The sequence below is a fragment of the Escherichia sp. 93.1518 genome (genome assembly GCF_013368915.2).
Classification (GTDB): domain Bacteria; phylum Pseudomonadota; class Gammaproteobacteria; order Enterobacterales; family Enterobacteriaceae; genus Escherichia; species Escherichia ruysiae.
In genome coordinates this window covers 79776-99671 of record NZ_JABWMT020000013.1, presented here as the reverse complement: position 1 = coordinate 99671, position 19896 = coordinate 79776, and the positions used below count along the sequence as shown (strand labels likewise).

The window sequence follows — 19896 nt, the reverse complement described above, 5'->3', positions numbered from 1 at the left end:
TTCGCTTATTTCGCCAACACCGCTGCTGCCGCTTTCGCGACCTGCGCATCCTGTGCTCCGGTTAAACCAGAAACGCCCACGGCACCAATAATTTGCCCATCAACAACAACCGGTACGCCGCCTTCCAGCGACGTCAGTAACGGCGCAGTCACGAACGCGGTACGTCCGTTGTTCACCATCTCTTCATAGCCCTTAGTTTCACGACGCCCCAGCGCGGCGGTACGCGCTTTCTCCTGGGAGATGTAAGCCGCAATTGGCGCGCAATCATCCATGCGGCTTAACGCCAGCAGATGACCGCCGTCATCGGCAACAGCAATGGAAACAGACCAGTTATTTTTCTGCGCCTCTTCCTGACCTGCGGCAATAATTGCACTCGCCATTTGCTGGCTAAGAATGACTTTAGTTTTCATTTTGTTATTCCTTTTCAAGAGCTTGTTCTACAATTTCAATCCAGTGACGCACAGAGGTACGACCGGCGCTCGCCAGATGCGTCTGGCAACCAATGTTGGCGGTGACGATCATTTCCGGTTTGCCGCTTTCCAGTGCATTCATTTTGTTATCCCGTAGCTGGCGCGCCAGATCGGGATGCGTTAACGCATATGTTCCCGCCGACCCGCAGCACAGATGGCTGTCGGGAACGTCGGTTAAGGTAAATCCAAGACGAAGTAACACTTTTTCCACTTCGCCGTTCAGCTTTTGCGCATGTTGCAGAGTACACGGGCAGTGGAAGGCCAGTTTTTTATCGCCGCGAATTGCCAGTTTTTCCAGCGGTTCCTCGCGCAACAGTTCGACTAAATCGACCGCCAGTTCACTGACCTGACGCGCTTTATCGGCATACAGCGCATCGTTTTTCAGCATCTGCCCATACTCTTTGACGAACGCGCCACAGCCGCTGGCAGTCTGCAAAATAGCCTCGGCACCTGCTTCAATCGCGGGCCACCAGGCATCAATGTTATTTCGCGCACGCGCTAAGCCCTTTTCCTGCGCATTAAGATGATAGTCCACTGCCCCACAACAGCCTGCTTCGTTAGCTGGCATGACGCTGATCCCCAGACGATCCAGCACCCGCGCGGTTGCCGCGTTGGTGTTGGGCGAAAGCGTAGGCTGGGCGCAACCTTCCAGCATTAAAACCCGACGCTTATGGCGCAGCGGTGGACGTGGTTTGGCCTTCACGGTTTCGGCGGGCAGTTTTGCTCTGAGCTGCTCTGGCAAAAACGGTCGTAGCACCAGGCCTACCTGCGTCAGCGCACGGAAGACCGCCGGGCGCGGCACCACCTGGCGTAGCCCTTCTCGCAGCATTCGCTCCGGCAGTGGGCGTTTCACTTTCTGCTCGACAATATCACGCCCGATATCCAGCAGAGTGTGATAGCGCACACCAGAAGGACAGGTGGTTTCACAGTTGCGGCAAGTGAGACAGCGATCGAGATGCTCCTGCGTTTTAAGCGTAACTTCGTTGCCTTCCAGCACCTGTTTAATCAGATAGATGCGCCCGCGCGGCCCATCCAGTTCATCCCCCAGAAGCTGATAGGTTGGGCAGGTTGCGGTACAAAATCCGCAGTGAACACAGGCGCGCAGGATGCTGTCGGCTTCCAGCGCCCGCGCGTTCTGACGCATCTCTTCGGTTAATCGGGTTTGCATAGCCTGCTCCTCAAAGTTCCGCGTACATGCGACCGGGGTTAAACACGCCGCAAGGGTCGAGCTGCTGTTTAAGCTGCTGGTGATAGCGGAATAAAGGAGCCGGTAGCGGAGCAAAGCCGCCATCTCCGGCACTAAAGCGAGTCGCATGACCGCCAGCGTTACGGGCGATGCGGTGGATTTGATTGTCATCGGCTGTCGATTTCAGCCAGCGTAACGCGCCGCCCCAGTCGATCAGTTGCTCGCCGGGTAAATCCATCATAGGCGCATCGCTGGGTAATGAAATGCGCCATAAGGTACCTGGTAACGAGAAGAACGGCAGTTGTTGTTCACGCAATTGCTGCCAGAACTGACCCGCAACCTCTTCGCCCCCCAGCAGTTCACGCGCTGCTTTTACCGATCCTTCGCCGCCCTCAAGGCGGATCCACAACGCATTGTCGAAGTAACATAAGCCACTAATGGGTAGCGGCTGGAGTTGCCACTGGGCGATTTCGTTCATGGTTTCTTGCAGGCTGATTTCCCGACGCAGGCTCAGGGTGGCGCGCGGTCGCGGCAACACTTTCATTGAGATTTCAGTGAGCACACCAAGACAGCCGTAGCTTCCGGCCATTAACCGTGAGAGATCGTATCCGGCAACGTTTTTCATCACTTCGCCACCAAAACGCAGATGTTTTCCAGTGCCGGTAATGATGCGCGTGCCGAGGACAAAATCGCGGACCGAACCGCTCCACGGGCGACGCGGCCCCGCCAGTCCGCAGGCAACCATCCCGCCCCAGGTGGCTTCTTCGCCATAATGCGGCGGCTCGCAGGGAAGCATTTGCCCGGCGCTTTCCAGCGCCGCTTCAATGGCCACCAGCGGCGTTCCGGCACGAGCGGTTATCACCAGCTCGGTCGGGTCGTAATTAACAATGCCGCGATGACAACGCACATCCAGCGTTTGCCCGGTGACAGGGCGACCTAAAAAGGCTTTGCTATTGCTTCCCTGAATTACCAGCGGCGTTTTATCGCTAATCGCCTGACTCACCTGCTCCAGTAGCACCTGGCTGTAATCACACTCGCGTAGCATCAGAAACGCTCCAGTTCAGGGAAAGGTAAATGACCGTGATGCACGTGCATGGCACCAAATTCAGCGCAGCGGTGCAGTGTGGGAATGTTTTTCCCTGGGTTCAGCAAACCATCAGGGTCAAACGCCGCCTTGACCGCATGGAAGGTCGTGATTTCATCGCTGTTGAACTGGGCGCACATTTGATTGATTTTTTCGCGCCCGATGCCATGTTCCCCACTGATGCTGCCGCCCACTTCGACGCAGAGTTCGAGGATCTTCCCACCCAACTCTTCCGCACGGGCAAATTCACCGGGTTCGTTGGCATCGAAAAGGATTAACGGGTGCATGTTGCCATCTCCGGCATGAAAGACGTTGGCGACGCGTAAATCATATTGCTGCGATAAACGGGCAATGCCTTCCAGTACGCCAGGCAGGGCGCGACGCGGGATGGTGCCATCCATGCAGTAGTAATCCGGCGAGATACGCCCCACCGCCGGGAAGGCGTTTTTGCGACCGGCCCAGAAACGCACGCGCTCCGCTTCGTCCTGTGCCAGACGGACGTCAGTCGCGCCCGCTTTCAACAAGATGTCGTTAACACGCTCGCAGTCTTCCTGAACGTCAGACTCCACGCCGTCCAGCTCGCACAACAAAATCGCTTCGGCATCGACGGGATAACCAGCATGAATAAAATCTTCCGCCGCGCGGATCGACAGGTTATCCATCATCTCCAGCCCGCCGGGGATAATGCCATTAGCGATGATGTCACCGACGGCAAGCCCGGCTTTTTCTACCGAGTCAAAGCTGGCTAACAGAACCCGTGCCACGGGGGGCTTCGGCAGCAGTTTTACCGTCACTTCGGTGGTCACGCCGAGCATACCTTCCGATCCGGTAAACAGCGCCAGCAGGTCAAAACCTGGCGAATCCAGCGCGTCCGATCCCAACGTCAGCGCCTCGCCGTCCAGCGTTTGCACTTCGATTTTCAGCAGGTTATGTACGGTCAGACCATATTTCAGGCAGTGGACGCCTCCGGCGTTTTCCGCCACGTTGCCGCCAATAGAACAGGCGATTTGCGAGGAGGGATCCGGTGCGTAATAGAGATTATGCGGCGCAACGGCCTGGGAGATCGCCAGGTTACGCACGCCCGGCTGCACGCGCGCGCGGCGACCGACGGGGTTAATGTCGAGGATTTCTTTAAAGCGCGCCATCACCAACAACACACCTTTTTCCAGCGGCAACGCGCCGCCAGAAAGCCCGGTGCCTGCGCCACGGGTCACTACCGGTACACGCAGACGGTGGCAGACAGCCAGAATCGCTGCCACCTGTTCCATCTGCTTAGGCAGAACAACCAGTAATGGACGCGTGCGATACGCGCTCAACCCGTCACACTCGTAAGGAATGATCTCCTCATCGGTATGCAGGATCTCGAGTCCAGGGACATGCTCACGCAGTGCCATCAGTACCGATGTGCGGTCGACATCGGGTAAAGCGCCATCAAGACGCTCTTCGTACAAGATGCTCATGAGTAGGCTTCGCTTTGTTGTGTTGTGTTGTGTGGCAGCTGATTTTTGCGCGCTGCTTCTGTGAACAGTTATTAAGCGGGCTTTTTGTTTTCGTCTATCTCTTTAGCTACCGGTCAGACCATTTTTTTTCCAGCTCTGTGACCTTGCCTTGGTTAACCTAATGTTAAATTGATGTAACATAATCACTTACGTGATGTACGTGTTTTGCAAATTAAGAACAGAAAAATTGGTCCTACCTGTGCACGAGGTCCGGGAATGAAAGATGAGCGTCGCCCTATTTGCGAAGTGGTTGCAGAGAGTATCGAACGGTTGATTATCGACGGCGTGTTGAAAGTTGGGCAGCCGCTTCCTTCAGAGCGCCGACTGTGTGAAAAGCTCGGCTTCTCACGCTCCGCACTGCGTGAAGGACTGACCGTGCTGCGCGGGCGCGGGATTATTGAAACGGCGCAGGGGCGTGATTCCCGTGTGGCTCGTCTTGATCGGGTGCAGGACACCAGCCCGCTAATCCATCTGTTCAGTACGCAGCCGCGAACGCTGTACGATCTGCTCGACGTTCGCGCACTGCTGGAAGGAGAATCGGCAAGGCTGGCGGCAACGCTGGGAACCCAGGCTGATTTTGTCTTGATTACCCGCTGTTATGAAAAAATGCTCGCCGCCAGTGAGAACAACAAAGAGATTTCGCTGATCGAACATGCGCAGTTGGATCACGCTTTTCATCGGGCAATTTGTCAGGCTTCCCACAATCAGGTGCTGGTGTTTACTCTGCAATCATTGACAGACCTGATGTTTAATTCGGTGTTTGCCAGCGTGAATAATCTCTACCATCGACCACAGCAGAAGAAACAGATCGATCGCCAACATGCGCGGATCTATAACGCGGTTTTGCAGCGGCTGCCGCACGTCGCCCAGCGCGCCGCCCGCGATCACGTGATGACCGTAAAAAAGAATCTCCACGATATCGAGCTGGAAGGCCACCACTTGATTCGCTCGGCGGTGCCGCTGGAGATGAATCCGGGGGGAATGTGAGCAGGGTTTCCCCCCTCATCCTCTTCCCCTGGGGCGAGGGGACCGCCCCTGCGCTTAATGGGATCTGGTATTAAATGTGCTTTTCATACAACCGGTAACGTTTATACGGCTCCGCCCCAATGCGTTCCAGCATGTTATTCATGCCTGTATTGGTTTCGAGGATCCATGACATCTCCAGCGCATCAATCTTCCTGCGAGCAAACGGATCGCGTAATGCTTCAATCAGCAGCAGCGCGATCACCGGGCCAATGCGGCTAAACTGATACTCGTCACGTACCCCCATCAGCGGCACTCGCGCAGTTCGCACACCGCTGACTTTTAAGCGCCACAGCAATTTTGCCCAGCCGAAGGGAAAGAGCGATCCATTCAGATCGGCAATCGCTTCGTTGATGTTCGGTAAGCCGACAATAAACGCACAGGGTGCAGAATCAATCTCGGCGATGTAGATCATATCGTCCGGCACCAGGTACTTAAGCTGATCGCCCATGGTCGCGAACTCATGTTCGGTAAACGGCACAAATCCCCAGTTGTGCTGCCAGCCAGAGTTGAAAATCTCACGCAGAACCTGCATTTCTTCGGCAAACCGCTGGCGATTGATGCAGCGAATGGTCACCTTTTTGCGTACCTGCTCCATCAGTTTTTTTAGCGCCGGAGAGAAAGTAAGATCGGTTCGCTGCATCCACCACGCCAGTAGATCAATGCCTTTGCGATAACCCAATTGTTCAATATGCGCGGCATACCACGGCTTACCGTGCGGCATCATCGCGCATGGCGGTGTATCGAAACCCTCAATCAGTAATCCGCTTTCCTGATTGATATTCAGGCTGAAAGGTCCGCTGATGTTGCGCGCGCCTTGTGACTTCAACCACGCTTCCGCTGCGCCAAATAAAGCGGCAAAAACTTGCGGATCATCAATGGCGTCAATCATACCGAAATGACCAGTATCTTCGCCGTATCGCTCGCGGTGCAAGGTATCGATTTGCGCGGTAATGCGCCCGACTATCTGCCCCGCTTTTTTTGCCACCCACGCCTGCCAGATAATATGCTCCGTCCCCGGATTCTTCCTGGACAAATGCTCGCTGCGTTCAATGAACAAAGGAGGGATCCAGTTTGGATCATCGGGATAAAGTGATGACGGAAAAGCGATAAATGCCTTAAGGTCATTTTTATTAATTACTTTTTCAATTTTAATCATCAGCAGACCGCATTCCCTGGCTCAGTGGCTAACAAATAATTAACGGAGGGAATACGGGCATAAACCGAGACATTCGGCACCTTAATAATCCATCCGATGAATATAAAATACTGCTTTTAATTATTGCGATAAAATCATCACCTACATTATCTGAGAAAATATTAATCGTTAGTGCTTAATGCAACCAGACAGGCCACTTACTTAATATATTCACAAATCAAATATTATTCACAATAAAAAACAAAAAAGTTAAAACCATTATTTAAATCAATGTTCAATATCGCACCCGTGAAAATACTATCTCATTTATCTTTTATGCATATATAATCTACCGCATTATTGTCATTTTATTTTTGATATCCAATTTTCTCGTGGTGTATATGTCTAATAAAATTTTTACGCATTCCCTGCCTATGCGCTATGCCGATTTTCCAACGCTGGTTGATGCTTTGGATTATGCCGCTCTGGGCCGCGCCGGAATGAACTTTTATGACAGACGTTGCCAGCTTGAAGATGAACTGGAATATCACAATTTAAAAGCACATGCCGAAGCAGGCGCAAAGCGGTTGTTATCGCTAAATTTGAAAAAAGGCGATCGCGTGGCGCTGATTGCCGAAACCAGTAGCGGGTTTGTCGAAGCATTTTTTGCCTGCCAGTATGCCGGGTTAGCCGCCGTCCCGTTGGCGATTCCGATGGGGGTCGGTCAACGAGATTCCTGGAGCGCCAAATTGCAGGGCTTACTGGCAAGCTGTCAGCCAGCCGCGATTATCACCGGCGATGAGTGGTTACCGCTGGTCAATGCCGCGACGCATGACAACCCCGAGTTGCATGTGTTAAGCCATGCCTGGTTTAAATCCTTGCCGGAAGCCGACGTTACGCTCCAGCATCCCGTTCCAGACGATATCGCCTACCTCCAGTACACCTCCGGCAGCACCCGTTTTCCCCGTGGCGTCATCATTACTCATCGCGAAGTAATGGCAAATCTACGTGCCATCAGCCACGATGGCATTAAATTACGTCCGGGCGATCGCTGCGTCTCCTGGCTGCCTTTCTATCATGATATGGGGCTGGTCGGTTTTCTCCTGACACCTGTCGCCACGCAGCTTTCAGTGGATTACTTGCGCACTCAGGATTTCGCCATGCGCCCGCTGCAATGGCTTAAATTGATCAGCAAAAATCGCGGCACCGTTTCCGTTGCGCCACCGTTTGGCTATGAACTGTGCCAGCGCCGGGTGAATGAAAAAGATCTCGCTGAACTGGATCTCTCCTGCTGGCGCGTCGCCGGTATTGGCGCTGAGCCGATCTCCGCAGAACAACTCCATCAATTTGCTGAATGTTTCCGTCAGGCTAACTTTGACGATAAAACTTTCATGCCATGCTACGGGCTGGCAGAGAACGCGCTTGCCGTCAGTTTTTCTGACGAAGCCTCCGGCGTTGTAGTTAACGAAGTAGATCGCGACATCCTAGAATATCAGGGGAAAGCCGTCGCACCGAACACAGGAACGCGCGCTGTATCGACTTTCGTCAACTGCGGTAAAGCCTTGCCGGAACATGGTATTGAAATCCGTAATGAAGCAGGTATTTCAGTCACGGAACGTGTGGTAGGTCATATTTGCATCTCCGGCCCCAGCCTGATGAGTGGTTACTTTGGCGACCTGGCTTCGCAAGACGAGATTGCCGCGACGGGTTGGTTAGATACTGGCGATCTCGGCTATCTGCTGGACGGTTATCTGTATGTCACCGGACGCATTAAAGATCTGATTATTATTCGTGGCCGCAATATCTGGCCGCAGGATATTGAGTACCTGGCGGAGCAGGAGCCGGAAATTCACTCCGGCGATGCCATTGCGTTTGTTACCGCCCAGGAAAAAATCATTTTGCAGATCCAGTGTCGGATCAGCGACGAAGCACGTCGCGCGCAGCTTATCCACTCGCTGGCTGCGCGGATACAAAGTGAGTTTGGCGTGACAGCGGCTATCGATCTGTTACCGCCCCACAGTATTCCCCGCACCTCTTCCGGCAAGCCCGCCCGTGCTGAAGCGAAAAAACGTTATCAGAAGGCCGTCGCCGCTAATCCCGCTGTGCAGGAATCTCTCGTATGAGCCAAATAGTCGCGGTGACGGGTGCTACCGGGTTTATTGGTAAATATATTATCGATAACCTGCTCATTCGCGGCTTTCATGTTCGCGCGTTGACGCGTACTGCCCGCGCTCACGTCAGCGATAATCTCATCTGGGTGCGCGGTTCGCTGGAAGATACGCATTCGCTTAGCGAGCTGGTTGCCGGTGCCAGTGCGGTGGTTCATTGTGCCGGGCAAGTGCGCGGGCACAATGAAGATGTCTTTACCCGCTGTAACGTTGACGGCAGTCTGCGTCTGATGCAGGCAGCAAAAGAGAGCGGCTTTTGCCAACGTTTTCTGTTTATCTCTTCACTGGCGGCACGCCATCCTGAACTCTCCTGGTATGCAAACTCCAAACACGTCGCCGAACAACGGCTGGCAGCGATGGCTGACGAAATTACGCTGGGCGTTTTTCGCCCGACGGCAGTGTATGGCCCCGGCGATAAAGAGCTAAAACCACTGTTTGACTGGATGCTGCGCGGCCTGCTGCCACGGCTTGGCGCACCAGAAACACGACTCTCTTTTCTGCACGTTACCGATTTCGCGCAAGCTGTGAGTCAGTGGTTAAGCGCCGAAACTGTACCAACGCAAACATATGAATTATGCGATGGCGTCTCCGGAGGCTATGACTGGCAACGCGTACAACAGCTTGCCGCCGCCGCCCGTCGTGGTTCCGTACGGATGGTCGGCATTCCTCTGCCACTACTCACCTGTCTTGCGGATATCAGTACCGCGTTGAGTCGCCTGGCAGGAAAAGAACCTATGCTGACCCGCTCGAAAATTCGTGAATTAACCCATGCCAACTGGTCGGCAAGTAATAACCGTATTTCTGAAAATATTAACTGGTTTCCCGGGATTAGCCTGGAACACGCATTACGCAACGGGCTATTTTGATTGTCTTGTTTAAAGGTGTGTTAACGTTTCTATGGTAAATCGTGAAATAGTAATGGATTACATCCTTTCCTGTTTACAGGATTTGGTCGAAAACGGTGTGGAAATTAAGCCTGACAGCGCGCTCGTCAACGATCTTGGTCTGGAATCGATCAAAGTGATGGATCTCTTAATGATGCTGGAAGACAGATTCGATATTTCCATTCCGATTAATATTCTGCTGGATGTCAAAACCCCTGCGCAATTAATGGAAACACTACTTCCATGGCTGGAGAATAAATAATGGGGCTATACGATAAATATGTGCGTCTTGCTGGCGAGCGACTGCAATTTAGTGATAACGGTTTAACACCGTTTGGCACCTGTATTGATGAAGTGTATTCCGCCACCGAAGGGCGTATCGGCAATAAAAAAGTGATCCTGGCCGGAACCAATAATTATCTCGGTTTAACCTTCAATAACGAGGCCATCGCCGAAGGTCAGGCTGCGTTAGCGACACAAGGCACCGGCACCACCGGTTCTCGTATGGCTAATGGCAGCTATGCGCCGCATCTGGCGTTAGAGAAAGAGATCGCCGAGTTTTTCAATCGCCCTACTGCTATTGTTTTTTCAACTGGTTATACCGCGAATTTAGGCGTCATCAGCGCACTTGCCGACCATAACGCCGTGGTGTTGCTGGATGCCGATAGCCACGCCAGTATTTATGATGCCTGCTCTCTCGGCGGCGCGGAAATTATTCGTTTTCGCCATAACGACGCCAACGATCTGGAACGTCGCATGATTCGCCTCGGCGAACGGGCGAAAGAGGCGATTATCATCGTTGAGGGCATCTACAGTATGCTCGGCGACGTTGCGCCGCTGGCGGAAATTATTGATATCAAACGTCGTCTCGGCGGTTATTTGATTGTCGATGAAGCTCATTCGTTTGGCGTGTTAGGCGCAACGGGGCGTGGGCTGGTTGAAGCCGTTGGCGTTGAGGACGATGTTGATATTATCGTTGGTACCTTCAGTAAGAGTCTGGCCTCTATCGGCGGTTTTGCTGTCGGCTCGGAAGCGATGGAAGTGCTGCGCTACGGCAGCCGCCCGTATATTTTCACCGCCTCCCCTTCTCCTTCCTGCATTGCGACCGTGCGCTCGTCGTTAAGAACCATTGCCACACAACCAGAGTTGCGGCAAAAGTTGATGGATAACGCCAACCATCTGTATGACGGTCTGCAAAAATTGGGTTACGAGCTAAGCTCGCATATTAGCCCGGTAGTGCCAGTGATAATCGGTTCGAAAGAGGAAGGGTTACGCATCTGGCGCGAGCTTATCTCTCTAGGTGTTTATGTGAATCTTATCCTGCCACCTGCTGCGCCTGCGGGCATTACGCTGCTGCGCTGTAGCGTTAACGCTGCGCACAGCCGCGAACAAATCGATGCCATCATTCAGGCATTTGCCACGCTGAAACAGTAATGTTAACCCGTCGTGGTATTACGCCACGGCGGGTTTAGTGTTGCCTGTCATACCAATACACCAGACTCAACGCCACCAGCACAAACGCTACCGGTAAACCGAGCGCAGTCGCTGGGGCGCTCAACGCAAATAGCAATCCCAGATTGACCATGATTTGATAGCTGATCCAGGTAAGCAAGCCAACGATCACGCCCACAGCAAGACGGCTGCCCATCCCCGGTGAGCGCGGGGCGCTAAAGGTAAACGGCACAGCCAGTAAAATCATCGCCAGAGTTAAGATGGGGTGTCCCAGCTTTTCCCACAGTGCCAGACGATATTCACTGCTCGGTTGCCCGGTTTCCTGCAAATAATGGATGTAATGGTTGAGCTGGCGGACAGAAAAGCTATTACCCGGCATCGATAACTCTTCGAGATTTATACTGGTGAACGTCGATTGCCACGGCAGATTATCTAATGTTTCCAGCGTTTCTTTGCCATTAAGCCATTTTTTATGATTCACACCGTGCAGGAGCCACGTTTTATCGTCTTCGATGGTGGCGCTGCGCGCGTAAATGTAGGATTCGAGTGACAGATCGTCGCGGTAATGAAATATCTCCACGCCTACCGGCTGGCCCTGTTCATTCAGCGATTTCACCGTCACAAATTCATTGTCACGTCTGGCCCACAACATGTTGCCGGTGATGTCATCGTCCCCCCCTAACGCGGTGGCGGTCGATTTGATTTGCATCGCCTGTTGCTGCAATGGCGACGCTACCCACTCATCAATCGCGCCTAACGAGACTGTCCACAGCATTCCGGCGACCAGCACCACCAGCGCGATACGGAAAATGGAAAATCCCGTGCTGCGAATAGCGGTAAGTTCACTGTTTTTCGATAACTGCCCAAGACCGACAATCCCCCCTAATAACGCGATAAACGGCGCAAGATCGACCAGTGTGCGTGGCAGGGTCATCACCACCACCAGAACAGCCTGAGTCCAGCGATAACCGCCAGGGCTGACATCATCCAGCTCGTTAATCAGGTTGAAGGTGGTAAAAAGCGGCAGCAGTAGTCCTGCGGCAGCGGCAAAACCGAGAAACAGGTGACGGATTAAATAGCGACTGAAGACATTCATCGGGAAAATTTCTGCAGCAAAGAGAAGTCGCGAGCAACCAGCACCAACAAACCAGTCAACATCAGTCCAGGCACTAACCACAAACCAGGGATAACAGGAATTGCACCGTTCGCCACCAGAGTGCGGCAAACGTCTCCGCCATAAAAAATGGCAATAAACAGTAACGTTAAAGGCAATAAGGTAGAAAATCGCCCCTGCCGTGGTTTTACCCGACTTAAAGAGATAGCCATCAGTGCCATTAACAACGCAGTCACGCCACGGCTTTGTCGCCATTGCAATTCGGCGTGATCGGCAGGAAAGACAGAATGCGCCAGCTCCGTGAGCGATTTCGCTTTGCGTTTGACGTTAGGGCTTTGATCCAGCGGATTCAGATGTAATTGCAGATTGCGATAGATCTGTTCGTTGTCGTCACTGCCCTGATGATCGAGAAGATAGGCTGTGCCGTTATGCAACATGACGGTCGGTTTGTCCGGAGAGGGATCGATAACATTAACGGAGCGGGCACGAAAAATGCGGGTTCGATTGGCCGTAGAAGTGTATATCAGCGCGTCAGTCAGGCGATTATTGTCTTGATCAACCGTCTGCGAGAGGATCATCCGCCCATTATCGTTAGTATTAAATTTTTTCGCCCGTAGCTGGCGGACATCCAGCTCCGACTGCGACTGTTGCTCCAGTTGATAAATCTGCGCATAAGCCCACGGCCGACCATACATCGACAAAACGGTGACAAAAATACTTAACGGTATAGCAAGGTAAAGAACAGCTTTATACAAACGCGCCGGGCTGCCTCCCGCCGCAGAAATTGCGGTAATTTCTGAGTCGGTATACATCTGCCCAAGCGTCACGCCAACTGACACATACAGGCCAACCGGTAACAACATCTCCAGTGCAATCAGCACTTTGTAAAAAACGATATCCAGCACAACGTTGAGAGCTAAAGTGCCATTTGCCGCTTCGGTCAGATAACGCTGTGCGGAATAGCTGGCGAAAATAAAGATCAGAAAACCGACGATAATCAGCACCAGACGGCGCGTACCGCGCATGATGTAATGTTCAATCAGCTTCATCTCACTAACGCCCTCAATCCTTTGAGTTTTTTATTCATTGATCAGCTTCTGCGCCAGCGCAATAACATGATCTACCTCTTCCGGCGTCAGGCTGCCGTCCTTTGCCCACTGAATTTGCCCGTTTTTATTCAGCACCAGAATGGTTGAACTCTGCTCCGGCAATTGCCAGGCAACCCGTCCCAGACCATTGCCGTCAATAACGAATTGCGCCCACGGATAGCGGCGTTTATTTTTCTCGATTTTACCGCTCACAAAATAGCCTGTACCAAAGATGGCATCATCAGTATTCACAATAGTGGTGGGCTGAAAACGATCCTGCGGAAAGTTTGCCGCTTCTACTGCTTTGATTAACAGTGAGTTCTTTTTCTTTGCCGACTTGCGCCCGGCGATATACTGGATAATGCGGACTTTTCCCGCCAGTTGCGCGCTGTTCCATTTCTGGTAGTAGATTTCATCGTTGTTAGTAAGCAGTAATTCGCCGCCATCCTGAATATAAATAGGCGTAACCTGCTTCCCATTGATGAAATTATGCGCCGCCACGACTGGCGCTAAGAGCGCAAGGATCAGCGCGACAATCAGGCGAGATGGCATTATTGCTCCGGATATAGCGGAAAACGCGAAATCAGCAGCTCTAAACGCTGGCGAATATCGCTATCCAGCGCCGTCGGCACGTTATACGAACGGCGGTTCTCCATATCATCCGCCACCATGTCGTCGTGTTTATCCCCCATCAGACCATTAATGGCAGCGAGGAAGCGGGAAATCTGTAACGCCTCTTTATTTTCAGGATCAAGCGATCTTAGGGTGTCGTAATAAGAAACCTGCTGACTGATGATTTTTCGCACATCATGAAATTCCCTGCCGGTTAGTCGCGGTTTGGCAATAATCTCTTTCAGGATATGCATTTGCTTTTGCCGATAGGCAATAAAACCGTTCACGCTTTCTAACTGGCTATGGCGTAATGACCAGTTCACTAACGACCAGACCGGGGAGCTTAAATAAATCCGTAACAGGTTACCGTAATACGACACGATATTTTTCTTACCGTTACGAAAACCATCCTGAAAATGGCCCAGACATACCGTCGTTTTGCCGAATAAAAATCCGGCCTGATGCTTCTTTAAATACAACCGTTGAGCAAAACGTAAATGCTTATAGCGCGCTCGCATGTATTTAAATTGTTTGCGCTCTTCAGCCGAAAGCTCATCGCCTTTGGTTTGTTTATGGATTAAACGCAGCAACTCCTTATGATCAACGCCATTTAGCCAGAATTGCAGACATAACGCGTAATTATCATGGATGATTTCGGCGGTACAACCCAGGGCGATTGTCGGCGGCAAACTGACCTGCGCGTCAACAACATCATCTTCCTCAATCGCAACAAATAAACGCTCGCTCGCCTCAAGCGGAAAATATTTTCTCATCATCGGGATTTCTCTCCGGCTGCGTTATAAAGCAATGAATGGCGCTGAAAGAACGCCTTTAAGGTCGGAATTAGTGAGAGCGCCACGTCCAGACATTGACCGCCGAAATAAGCAAACGCTGCTCCCAGCACGCCAAACAGATGACAAAACATGAACAGCAAAACGATGTAGCCGATTGAAGCGATGGTTTGCGCTACGAGGAAGGCGCGCTGTTTACCCGCCATCAATAGCAATGACTCCTGCGGAAAGCCCAGCATCGAAATAACAATCGCACCAAGCATCACCTGGATCAGGTCATATGCTTCGAGATATTTAACGCCAAATACCAGCGAAATTAGCGGCTTGCCGACGATTAGCACCGCGAGCGCCACCAGAATACCGATTCCGCCAGCCAGTAAACCTGACTTCACGCCTAACAACCACGGTCTGGTAGTGCGCGGATCTAAGCGCATTACCTCTGGATAAAAACTTTTACCCAGCAAACCCGCTGGCGTACCGGCGGCATCGAAGAATGTCATGGCGATTTTAAATAACCCAGCGGCGGCTGGCCCCAACACAATCCCCACCAGCACGGTGCTGCACGAGTTACGCGCCGACCAGATGGAGTGAGCAATGTTGGTTGACCAGACAAAACTCCACGCGCCTTTGATATGACGGGCAGACTCGAACAGATTCAATTTGAAGGCGTTATGGATATTTCTGCGGCGTAATTCACGCGCAGCAAACCACCAGTACATCGTGCCGCCAACCAGATTCGAGGCGTACCAGGCAATAACAAAGCCCGCAAAACCAAAGTCAAAATACCAGGCGATTACGCTACCCGCCGCTCGCAGAAAGGGTTTTGTAGCCTGCTGCACCGCAATTAAATCGAAGCGATCGACAGCGCGCAGAATGCCGGTCGGCGTGGAAGAAGCCATTGAGGGGATCAGCGTGCAATAGAGCGCCGCCAGCCAAAAGCTTTGCTCATCCAGACCTAATGAATGGGAAAGAAATGGCAGTAAGGCAATGCCGCCGACAATCGCCACCGCGCCGCTGACGATATCCAGCGAAAAGGAAAACGAGACGACATTACGAAATTGTTGGGGGTTATTGTTGGTTAAGGCTGGCGTTCCGTACTGCACTACCAACTGCCATGTCTGAAACTTAATAAAATCGCTGATCGACTTAGCATACGATTGCACAATCACCAGTACGCCAAACATCGCTGGCGTCATCCCTTTACCAGCGCACGAGAGCGCCAGTAAGCCCAGCAAGGCGCTCACGACATTGCTGGAGCCTAACCAGGCGCTATTGCGAATAATGGTGCGAAAGGCTCCATCTGCAAACCAATGTTTGATGTTAAAACCCGCCAATTCAGCCAGACCTTATCGTTGATAATGAAAAATAGCCCGCCAGCCTCAAGTTAAACTTCGGCGGTCAGAAACGATGGCAACCAGAGAAACCGCTTTCTGCGCCTGTTCCAGCACGTCGTGGTAGGGCGCTCTGGAATCAATCTCAAGAATTTTTGTGCCGTTATAGCCAATCTTCGACATAACGCCGATTTTGTCCTGCAACTCGGCATAATCGTGATCTGGCTTGCGGGAGATGGCGGTATCAATATCAATGCCCAGACGAATAATTAATTCAGGACGATATTGCGCCATTTGTTGATATAAGCGCCGCTCGCGCTGTGCCAGAAATTGGTTGATTTTTCCGGTCGCGCGTTCGACGCCAATCCCCGGTCCGTCATAATAGAAACCGGAAATTTCCGCCTGCGGAAAGCGATCGCTGACTATCAGAACGCCGCTTTGCGCCAGTCGCTGAACCTTGCGCAGATTCGCCATTCTTCGCAGCGAGAAACAGTACATAATCACCGACGCCCAGAGTGCCGGAGATTTAGTTTTCATACTTTGAGTTTTCGAGGATTTGGCCGCCAGACGCCGTTCCAGCCAGACGCCAACGAGCGGCAAGCGTTTAATTTTGTCGCCGTCTTCGCCGGATAGCAGCCCCAGATAACGACGCTCAGTTTGCCAGTGTTGTTGCAGCGATTTAACCAAATCGGTGGTCAGCGTGGATTTACCGGTGCCATCGCACCCGACCACCGCAATCAGCCCTGGAATATAGTTGGGTTGCGGCGCGGTTGTGCTGTTAACAGTTTGCGTTTGTAGTGCATCCATTCGTTAAATCGTCCCCTATCCATTTTGGTGATCAGGAAAGTGCTGCGTGAATTGAGCGTAACGAGGCTTGCAGGATTTCATCTGCAGGTTGTCGCCCGTCCAGCTCCAGTATCTTTGCGCCATTGAACGTCAGTTGTGGCGTAACAGCGATTTTTTCCTGTAACGCCGCCAGTTGATGATCGGGTTTGCGGGAAAATGCCGTCTGTTCATCAATAGCAAGACGAATCAATAACACAGGCAAATAAGACGCCATCCACTGGTATAGTTTCAGCTCGCGTTGCCTTAACATTTTTATCCAGCCGTTACCGCCAGTAGTTTTTGCCAGTTGCGGACCATCAAAGCGAAAACCAGGCACTTCGACCTGTGGATAACGGTCGGTAATCAACAGATAGCCTTGCTGGCTTTTACGCAACATTTTGCGAAACTTGTACGCCCGCCAGCAGGAAAGCAAATAAATAACCAGCGCGGTAATATTGCCGGGCGGCGTTGACGGCTTTTCATGCACATGTGCCGCTTTCCCCCGCAGATAACGCCCAAAAGGCGCGCCAATTACTGGAAGATGTGATATCCATTCGCCAATTCTCCCGGAAGATTGCCCGAGATAAATGTGTTCTGTTGGCATTTTTGTTGCCAGTTCATTTACCAGGCTTGCTGTGAGAGTCGATTTACCTGAACCATCACACCCCACAATGGCAATAACACGCACTGGCGTGGAATTAATTATTGACATATTACGTTGATTCACGAAAAACCCGGCAGCAAATAATGTATTGAATATTACGTGGTCGGTGCTCAGAATATCTGTTCAACCTTATTGTGACAATGGTTAATTGTGACATTGACCTGAATTACACTTTCATAAAAACACATTAATTAAATAAATATTTTGGACGGGTATTTAAATTTAAGGATATATTCATGCAGTCAATAATTCCTCCATTAATTGCTGTCATTGGTAGCGATGGTTCAGGCAAGTCAACGGTGTGTGAACATCTCATTAGCGTTGTCGAAAAATATGGTGCTGCCGAAAGAGTTCATTTAGGAAAGCAGGCAGGAAATGTCGGACGTGCGGTGACAAAATTACCGTTGATGGGAAAATCCCTGCATAAAACCATTGAAAAAAATGAAGTGAAAACGGCAAAAAAATTGCCTGGCCCGGTTCCGGCGCTGGTAATTACAGCGTTTGTCGCCCGTCGCTTACTGCGCTTTCGTCATATGCTTGCCTGTCGTCGTCGCGGGTTAATTGTTCTAACCGACCGTTATCCTCAGGACCAAATTCCTGGCGCTTACGATGGTACGGTGTTCCCACCTAACGTTGAAGGTGGTCGTTTTGTCTCATGGCTGGCAAGCCAGGAACGTAAAGCGTTTCACTGGATGGCGAGCCATAAGCCTGATCTGGTCATCAAACTCAATGTTGACCTTGAAGTTGCCTGCGCGCGTAAACCCGACCATAAACGGGAATCGCTGGCGAGGAAGATTGCCATAACGCCACAGTTAACCTTTGGTGGTGCACAACTGGTTGATATCGACGCCAATCAGCCACTGGAAAAGGTGCTGGTTGATGCAGAAAAAGCGATTACGGATTTTATGACGGCGCGTGGTTATCACTAGTCAAAAATGGAAATGCCCGATCGCCAGGACCGGGCATTTTCAGGAAGGTTAAATCAACTGCAATGCTATCCAGTACAGACTACCAGACAGAAAAATCGCCGCCGGTAAGGTAAACACCCACGCCATCAGGATGCTGGTTACCGTTTTACGCTGTAAGCCTCCACCATCCACGACCATCGTCCCTGCCACCGCAGAAGAGAGTACGTGTGTTGTGGAAACTGGCATACCGATGTAGCTGGCAAGGCCGATAGATACCGCCGCCGTCATTTGCGCCGCCATCCCTTGCGCATACGTCATGCCACGCTTACCAATCTTCTCACCGATGGTCATCGCTACACGACGCCAGCCAATCATGGTGCCGATACCGAGCGCCAGCGCCACTGCCATAATGATCCACACCGGAGCGTATTCAATGGTGTTTAACATATCGCTACGCAGTTTTTTCAGCAGGTTCTGGTCTTCTTTACTGACGTCTGGCAGTTTCGCCAGCTTCGCGGAGGTATCAGAAATGCACAGCATAATGCGGCGCAGCTGGCTGCGCTGACTCACGCTTAACGACTCGTAGCTTTCCATATTGCCTGGCAGCATCGTTTTAACGCGCGCAATCGCATCAAAGGTATTTGCCGGATGACAGTGAAACTCCGTTACTTGTGTGCCATCCGTCGGAGTCGCAGGCAGCGGGGGTTCCATCGTAATCAATTTCTGCGGCAATTCAGGATGCTGTTGCAGATAGTGTTCAAAGTTAGTCACGGCATCGCGGGTACGGGTAATTTCATAGCCGGACGCGTTCATATTGACGACAAACCCGGCGGGCGCAATTCCCACCAGCACCAGCATCACAAGACCGATCCCTTTTTGTCCATCGTTCGCACCATGCGAAAACGCCACGCCCGCAGCGGAAACAATCAGTGCGATACGCGTCCAGAATGGCGGCTTACGTTTGCCTTTTTTCTTTTTGCGATCTTCAGGAATGCGGTGAATACGGTCACGCTTTTTCGTCCCGCTCCAGAAGCGACGCAGCAGGAAAATCAGTCCTCCCGCAATCACCAGCCCCACAATTGGGGAGACAATCAGTGAGGAGAAAATCTTGGTCACTTCACGCAGATTTAACGCGTCCATCACCGATGAACCGGTTAACATCGCATTAGTTAGACCGATGCCGATAATCGCACCAATCAAAGTATGTGAACTGGAGGCCGGTAAACCAAAAAACCACGTTCCCAGGTTCCAGATAATCGCCGCCAGCAGCATGGAAAAGACCATCGCCAGACCGTGGGTTGACCCCATATTCAGCAGCAAATCGGTTGGCAACATATGGACGATGGCATAAGCGACGCTAAGTCCGCCAAGCAATACGCCAAAAAAGTTAAAAAACGCCGCCATTACCACAGCAAGTTGTGGTTGCATGGCGCGGGTATAAATAACGGTTGCCACCGCATTTGCCGTGTCATGAAAACCATTGATTGCTTCGTAGAACAACACAAATGCCAGAGCAAGTAATAACAAAAGCCCCGTATATATATCAAGGCCAACAAATAAATTTAGCATATATTAGATTACGCCATTTTGAATTTACGAACGGACGCATTATCAGTGACTTTCACGGCGTGGGCAAAGTGAAATATCATCTTTTAACGA

At 51.6% G+C, this 19896-nt stretch carries 19 protein-coding genes; 6 read left to right on the top strand and 13 right to left on the bottom strand.

Annotation, left to right across the window (positions count from 1 at the left end):
* Nucleotides 1–5: 5 nt before the first annotated feature.
* The 4 genes from HEN21_RS12050 to glcD are packed head-to-tail and all read right to left on the bottom strand — an operon-like array spanning nt 6 to nt 4200.
* A complete protein-coding gene (locus HEN21_RS12050; RefSeq protein ID WP_000853256.1) occupies nt 6–410 on the bottom strand; it encodes a GlcG family protein in 405 nt (134 codons plus the stop codon).
* A 4-nt stretch (nt 411–414) separates the two neighbouring features.
* A complete protein-coding gene (gene glcF, locus HEN21_RS12045) occupies nt 415–1638 on the bottom strand; it encodes a glycolate oxidase subunit GlcF (RefSeq protein WP_001194830.1) in 1224 nt (407 codons plus the stop codon).
* A 10-nt stretch (nt 1639–1648) separates the two neighbouring features.
* Nucleotides 1649–2701, bottom strand: a complete 1053-nt coding sequence (gene glcE, locus HEN21_RS12040; RefSeq protein WP_176251947.1) for a glycolate oxidase subunit GlcE — start codon at nt 2699–2701, stop codon at nt 1649–1651.
* The gene (gene glcD / locus HEN21_RS12035) at nt 2701–4200 is read right to left on the bottom strand and encodes a glycolate oxidase subunit GlcD (RefSeq protein ID WP_000026094.1); all 1500 of its coding nucleotides are present in this window, start codon (nt 4198–4200) and stop codon (nt 2701–2703) included. The genes glcE and glcD overlap by 1 nt, the downstream gene beginning before the upstream one ends.
* A gap of 255 nt (nt 4201–4455) precedes the next feature.
* On the opposite strand from glcD, the gene glcC reads away from it, so the two are divergent.
* Entirely contained in the window at nt 4456–5226 is a 771-nt protein-coding gene (gene glcC / locus HEN21_RS12030) for a transcriptional regulator GlcC (protein ID WP_010355594.1), read from the top strand.
* A gap of 70 nt (nt 5227–5296) precedes the next feature.
* Here the strand turns inward: glcC and yghO are convergent, their stop codons facing one another.
* The gene (gene yghO / locus HEN21_RS12025; protein WP_176251946.1) at nt 5297–6421 is read right to left on the bottom strand and encodes a protein YghO; all 1125 of its coding nucleotides are present in this window, start codon (nt 6419–6421) and stop codon (nt 5297–5299) included.
* A 380-nt stretch (nt 6422–6801) separates the two neighbouring features.
* Between yghO and HEN21_RS12020 the strand changes: the two genes are divergently transcribed.
* From HEN21_RS12020 to spt, 4 genes are read left to right on the top strand one after another with little or no spacing between them, the layout of a single operon-like run.
* Nucleotides 6802–8523 (top strand): fatty acyl-AMP ligase, encoded by a 1722-nt coding sequence (locus HEN21_RS12020; protein WP_207106159.1) that lies wholly within the window; start codon nt 6802–6804, stop codon nt 8521–8523.
* Nucleotides 8520–9434, top strand: coding sequence for an NAD-dependent epimerase/dehydratase family protein (locus HEN21_RS12015; RefSeq protein ID WP_176251944.1), 915 nt, complete (start codon nt 8520–8522; stop codon nt 9432–9434). Before HEN21_RS12020 ends, HEN21_RS12015 begins: the two co-directional genes overlap by 4 nt.
* Before the next feature lie 31 nt (nt 9435–9465).
* Nucleotides 9466–9714: an acyl carrier protein gene (locus tag HEN21_RS12010; protein WP_000248094.1), complete on the top strand. Its 249-nt coding sequence runs from the start codon at nt 9466–9468 to the stop codon at nt 9712–9714.
* Nucleotides 9714–10886 carry a serine palmitoyltransferase gene (spt, locus tag HEN21_RS12005; RefSeq protein ID WP_105285772.1) on the top strand — a complete coding sequence of 391 codons (1173 nt, stop codon included), beginning with the start codon at nt 9714–9716 and terminating at the stop codon, nt 10884–10886. The genes HEN21_RS12010 and spt overlap by 1 nt, the downstream gene beginning before the upstream one ends.
* Before the next feature lie 34 nt (nt 10887–10920).
* Here spt and lptG read toward each other — a convergent pair whose 3' ends face one another.
* Genes lptG through HEN21_RS11970 form a run of 7 tightly spaced genes read right to left on the bottom strand, consistent with a single transcriptional unit; the run spans nt 10921 to nt 17392 of the window.
* Nucleotides 10921–12000 (bottom strand): LPS export ABC transporter permease LptG, encoded by a 1080-nt coding sequence (gene lptG / locus HEN21_RS12000; protein WP_105286407.1) that lies wholly within the window; start codon nt 11998–12000, stop codon nt 10921–10923.
* Nucleotides 11997–13067 carry an LPS export ABC transporter permease LptF gene (lptF, locus tag HEN21_RS11995; protein WP_010355588.1) on the bottom strand — a complete coding sequence of 357 codons (1071 nt, stop codon included), beginning with the start codon at nt 13065–13067 and terminating at the stop codon, nt 11997–11999. The genes lptG and lptF overlap by 4 nt, the downstream gene beginning before the upstream one ends.
* Nucleotides 13068–13097: 30 nt before the next feature.
* On the bottom strand, nt 13098–13658 hold the full coding sequence (locus HEN21_RS11990; protein ID WP_001141114.1) for a YtfJ family protein: 561 nt from the start codon (nt 13656–13658) through the stop codon (nt 13098–13100).
* Complete coding sequence (locus HEN21_RS11985) at nt 13658–14494, bottom strand: hypothetical protein (RefSeq protein WP_000984961.1); 837 nt, start codon at nt 14492–14494, stop codon at nt 13658–13660. Before HEN21_RS11985 ends, HEN21_RS11990 begins: the two co-directional genes overlap by 1 nt.
* On the bottom strand, nt 14491–15843 hold the full coding sequence (locus tag HEN21_RS11980) for a lipopolysaccharide biosynthesis protein (protein WP_176251943.1): 1353 nt from the start codon (nt 15841–15843) through the stop codon (nt 14491–14493). The genes HEN21_RS11985 and HEN21_RS11980 overlap by 4 nt, the downstream gene beginning before the upstream one ends.
* Before the next feature lie 45 nt (nt 15844–15888).
* Nucleotides 15889–16647, bottom strand: a complete 759-nt coding sequence (locus HEN21_RS11975; protein WP_105285774.1) for a hypothetical protein — start codon at nt 16645–16647, stop codon at nt 15889–15891.
* A 31-nt stretch (nt 16648–16678) separates the two neighbouring features.
* Complete coding sequence (locus HEN21_RS11970; RefSeq protein ID WP_176251942.1) at nt 16679–17392, bottom strand: dTMP kinase; 714 nt, start codon at nt 17390–17392, stop codon at nt 16679–16681.
* Between the two features lie 173 nt (nt 17393–17565).
* Here HEN21_RS11970 and HEN21_RS11965 point away from each other — a divergent pair, with 173 nt between their 5' ends.
* Nucleotides 17566–18258, top strand: coding sequence for a dTMP kinase (locus HEN21_RS11965; protein ID WP_176251941.1), 693 nt, complete (start codon nt 17566–17568; stop codon nt 18256–18258).
* Nucleotides 18259–18306: 48 nt separating this feature from the next.
* On the opposite strand, the gene pitB is transcribed toward HEN21_RS11965, so the two are convergent.
* The gene (pitB, locus tag HEN21_RS11960; RefSeq protein WP_024257546.1) at nt 18307–19806 is read right to left on the bottom strand and encodes an inorganic phosphate transporter PitB; all 1500 of its coding nucleotides are present in this window, start codon (nt 19804–19806) and stop codon (nt 18307–18309) included.
* Nucleotides 19807–19896: the final 90 nt, after the last annotated feature.

Coding starts and splice junctions, on each gene's coding strand:
- lptG (WP_105286407.1), bottom strand. CDS start 12,000: ATGAATGTCTTCAGTCGCTATTTAATCCGTCACCTGTTTCTCGGTTTT.
- glcC (WP_010355594.1), top strand. CDS start 4,456: ATGAAAGATGAGCGTCGCCCTATTTGCGAAGTGGTTGCAGAGAGTATC.
- spt (WP_105285772.1), top strand. CDS start 9,714: ATGGGGCTATACGATAAATATGTGCGTCTTGCTGGCGAGCGACTGCAA.
- glcD (WP_000026094.1), bottom strand. CDS start 4,200: ATGAGCATCTTGTACGAAGAGCGTCTTGATGGCGCTTTACCCGATGTC.
- HEN21_RS11975 (WP_105285774.1), bottom strand. CDS start 16,647: ATGGATGCACTACAAACGCAAACTGTTAACAGCACAACCGCGCCGCAA.
- lptF (WP_010355588.1), bottom strand. CDS start 13,067: ATGAAGCTGATTGAACATTACATCATGCGCGGTACGCGCCGTCTGGTG.
- HEN21_RS12020 (WP_207106159.1), top strand. CDS start 6,802: ATGTCTAATAAAATTTTTACGCATTCCCTGCCTATGCGCTATGCCGAT.
- HEN21_RS11990 (WP_001141114.1), bottom strand. CDS start 13,658: ATGCCATCTCGCCTGATTGTCGCGCTGATCCTTGCGCTCTTAGCGCCA.
- HEN21_RS12010 (WP_000248094.1), top strand. CDS start 9,466: ATGGTAAATCGTGAAATAGTAATGGATTACATCCTTTCCTGTTTACAG.
- glcE (WP_176251947.1), bottom strand. CDS start 2,701: ATGCTACGCGAGTGTGATTACAGCCAGGTGCTACTGGAGCAGGTGAGT.
- HEN21_RS12050 (WP_000853256.1), bottom strand. CDS start 410: ATGAAAACTAAAGTCATTCTTAGCCAGCAAATGGCGAGTGCAATTATT.
- HEN21_RS11965 (WP_176251941.1), top strand. CDS start 17,566: ATGCAGTCAATAATTCCTCCATTAATTGCTGTCATTGGTAGCGATGGT.
- glcF (WP_001194830.1), bottom strand. CDS start 1,638: ATGCAAACCCGATTAACCGAAGAGATGCGTCAGAACGCGCGGGCGCTG.
- pitB (WP_024257546.1), bottom strand. CDS start 19,806: ATGCTAAATTTATTTGTTGGCCTTGATATATATACGGGGCTTTTGTTA.
- yghO (WP_176251946.1), bottom strand. CDS start 6,421: ATGATTAAAATTGAAAAAGTAATTAATAAAAATGACCTTAAGGCATTT.
- HEN21_RS12015 (WP_176251944.1), top strand. CDS start 8,520: ATGAGCCAAATAGTCGCGGTGACGGGTGCTACCGGGTTTATTGGTAAA.
- HEN21_RS11985 (WP_000984961.1), bottom strand. CDS start 14,494: ATGATGAGAAAATATTTTCCGCTTGAGGCGAGCGAGCGTTTATTTGTT.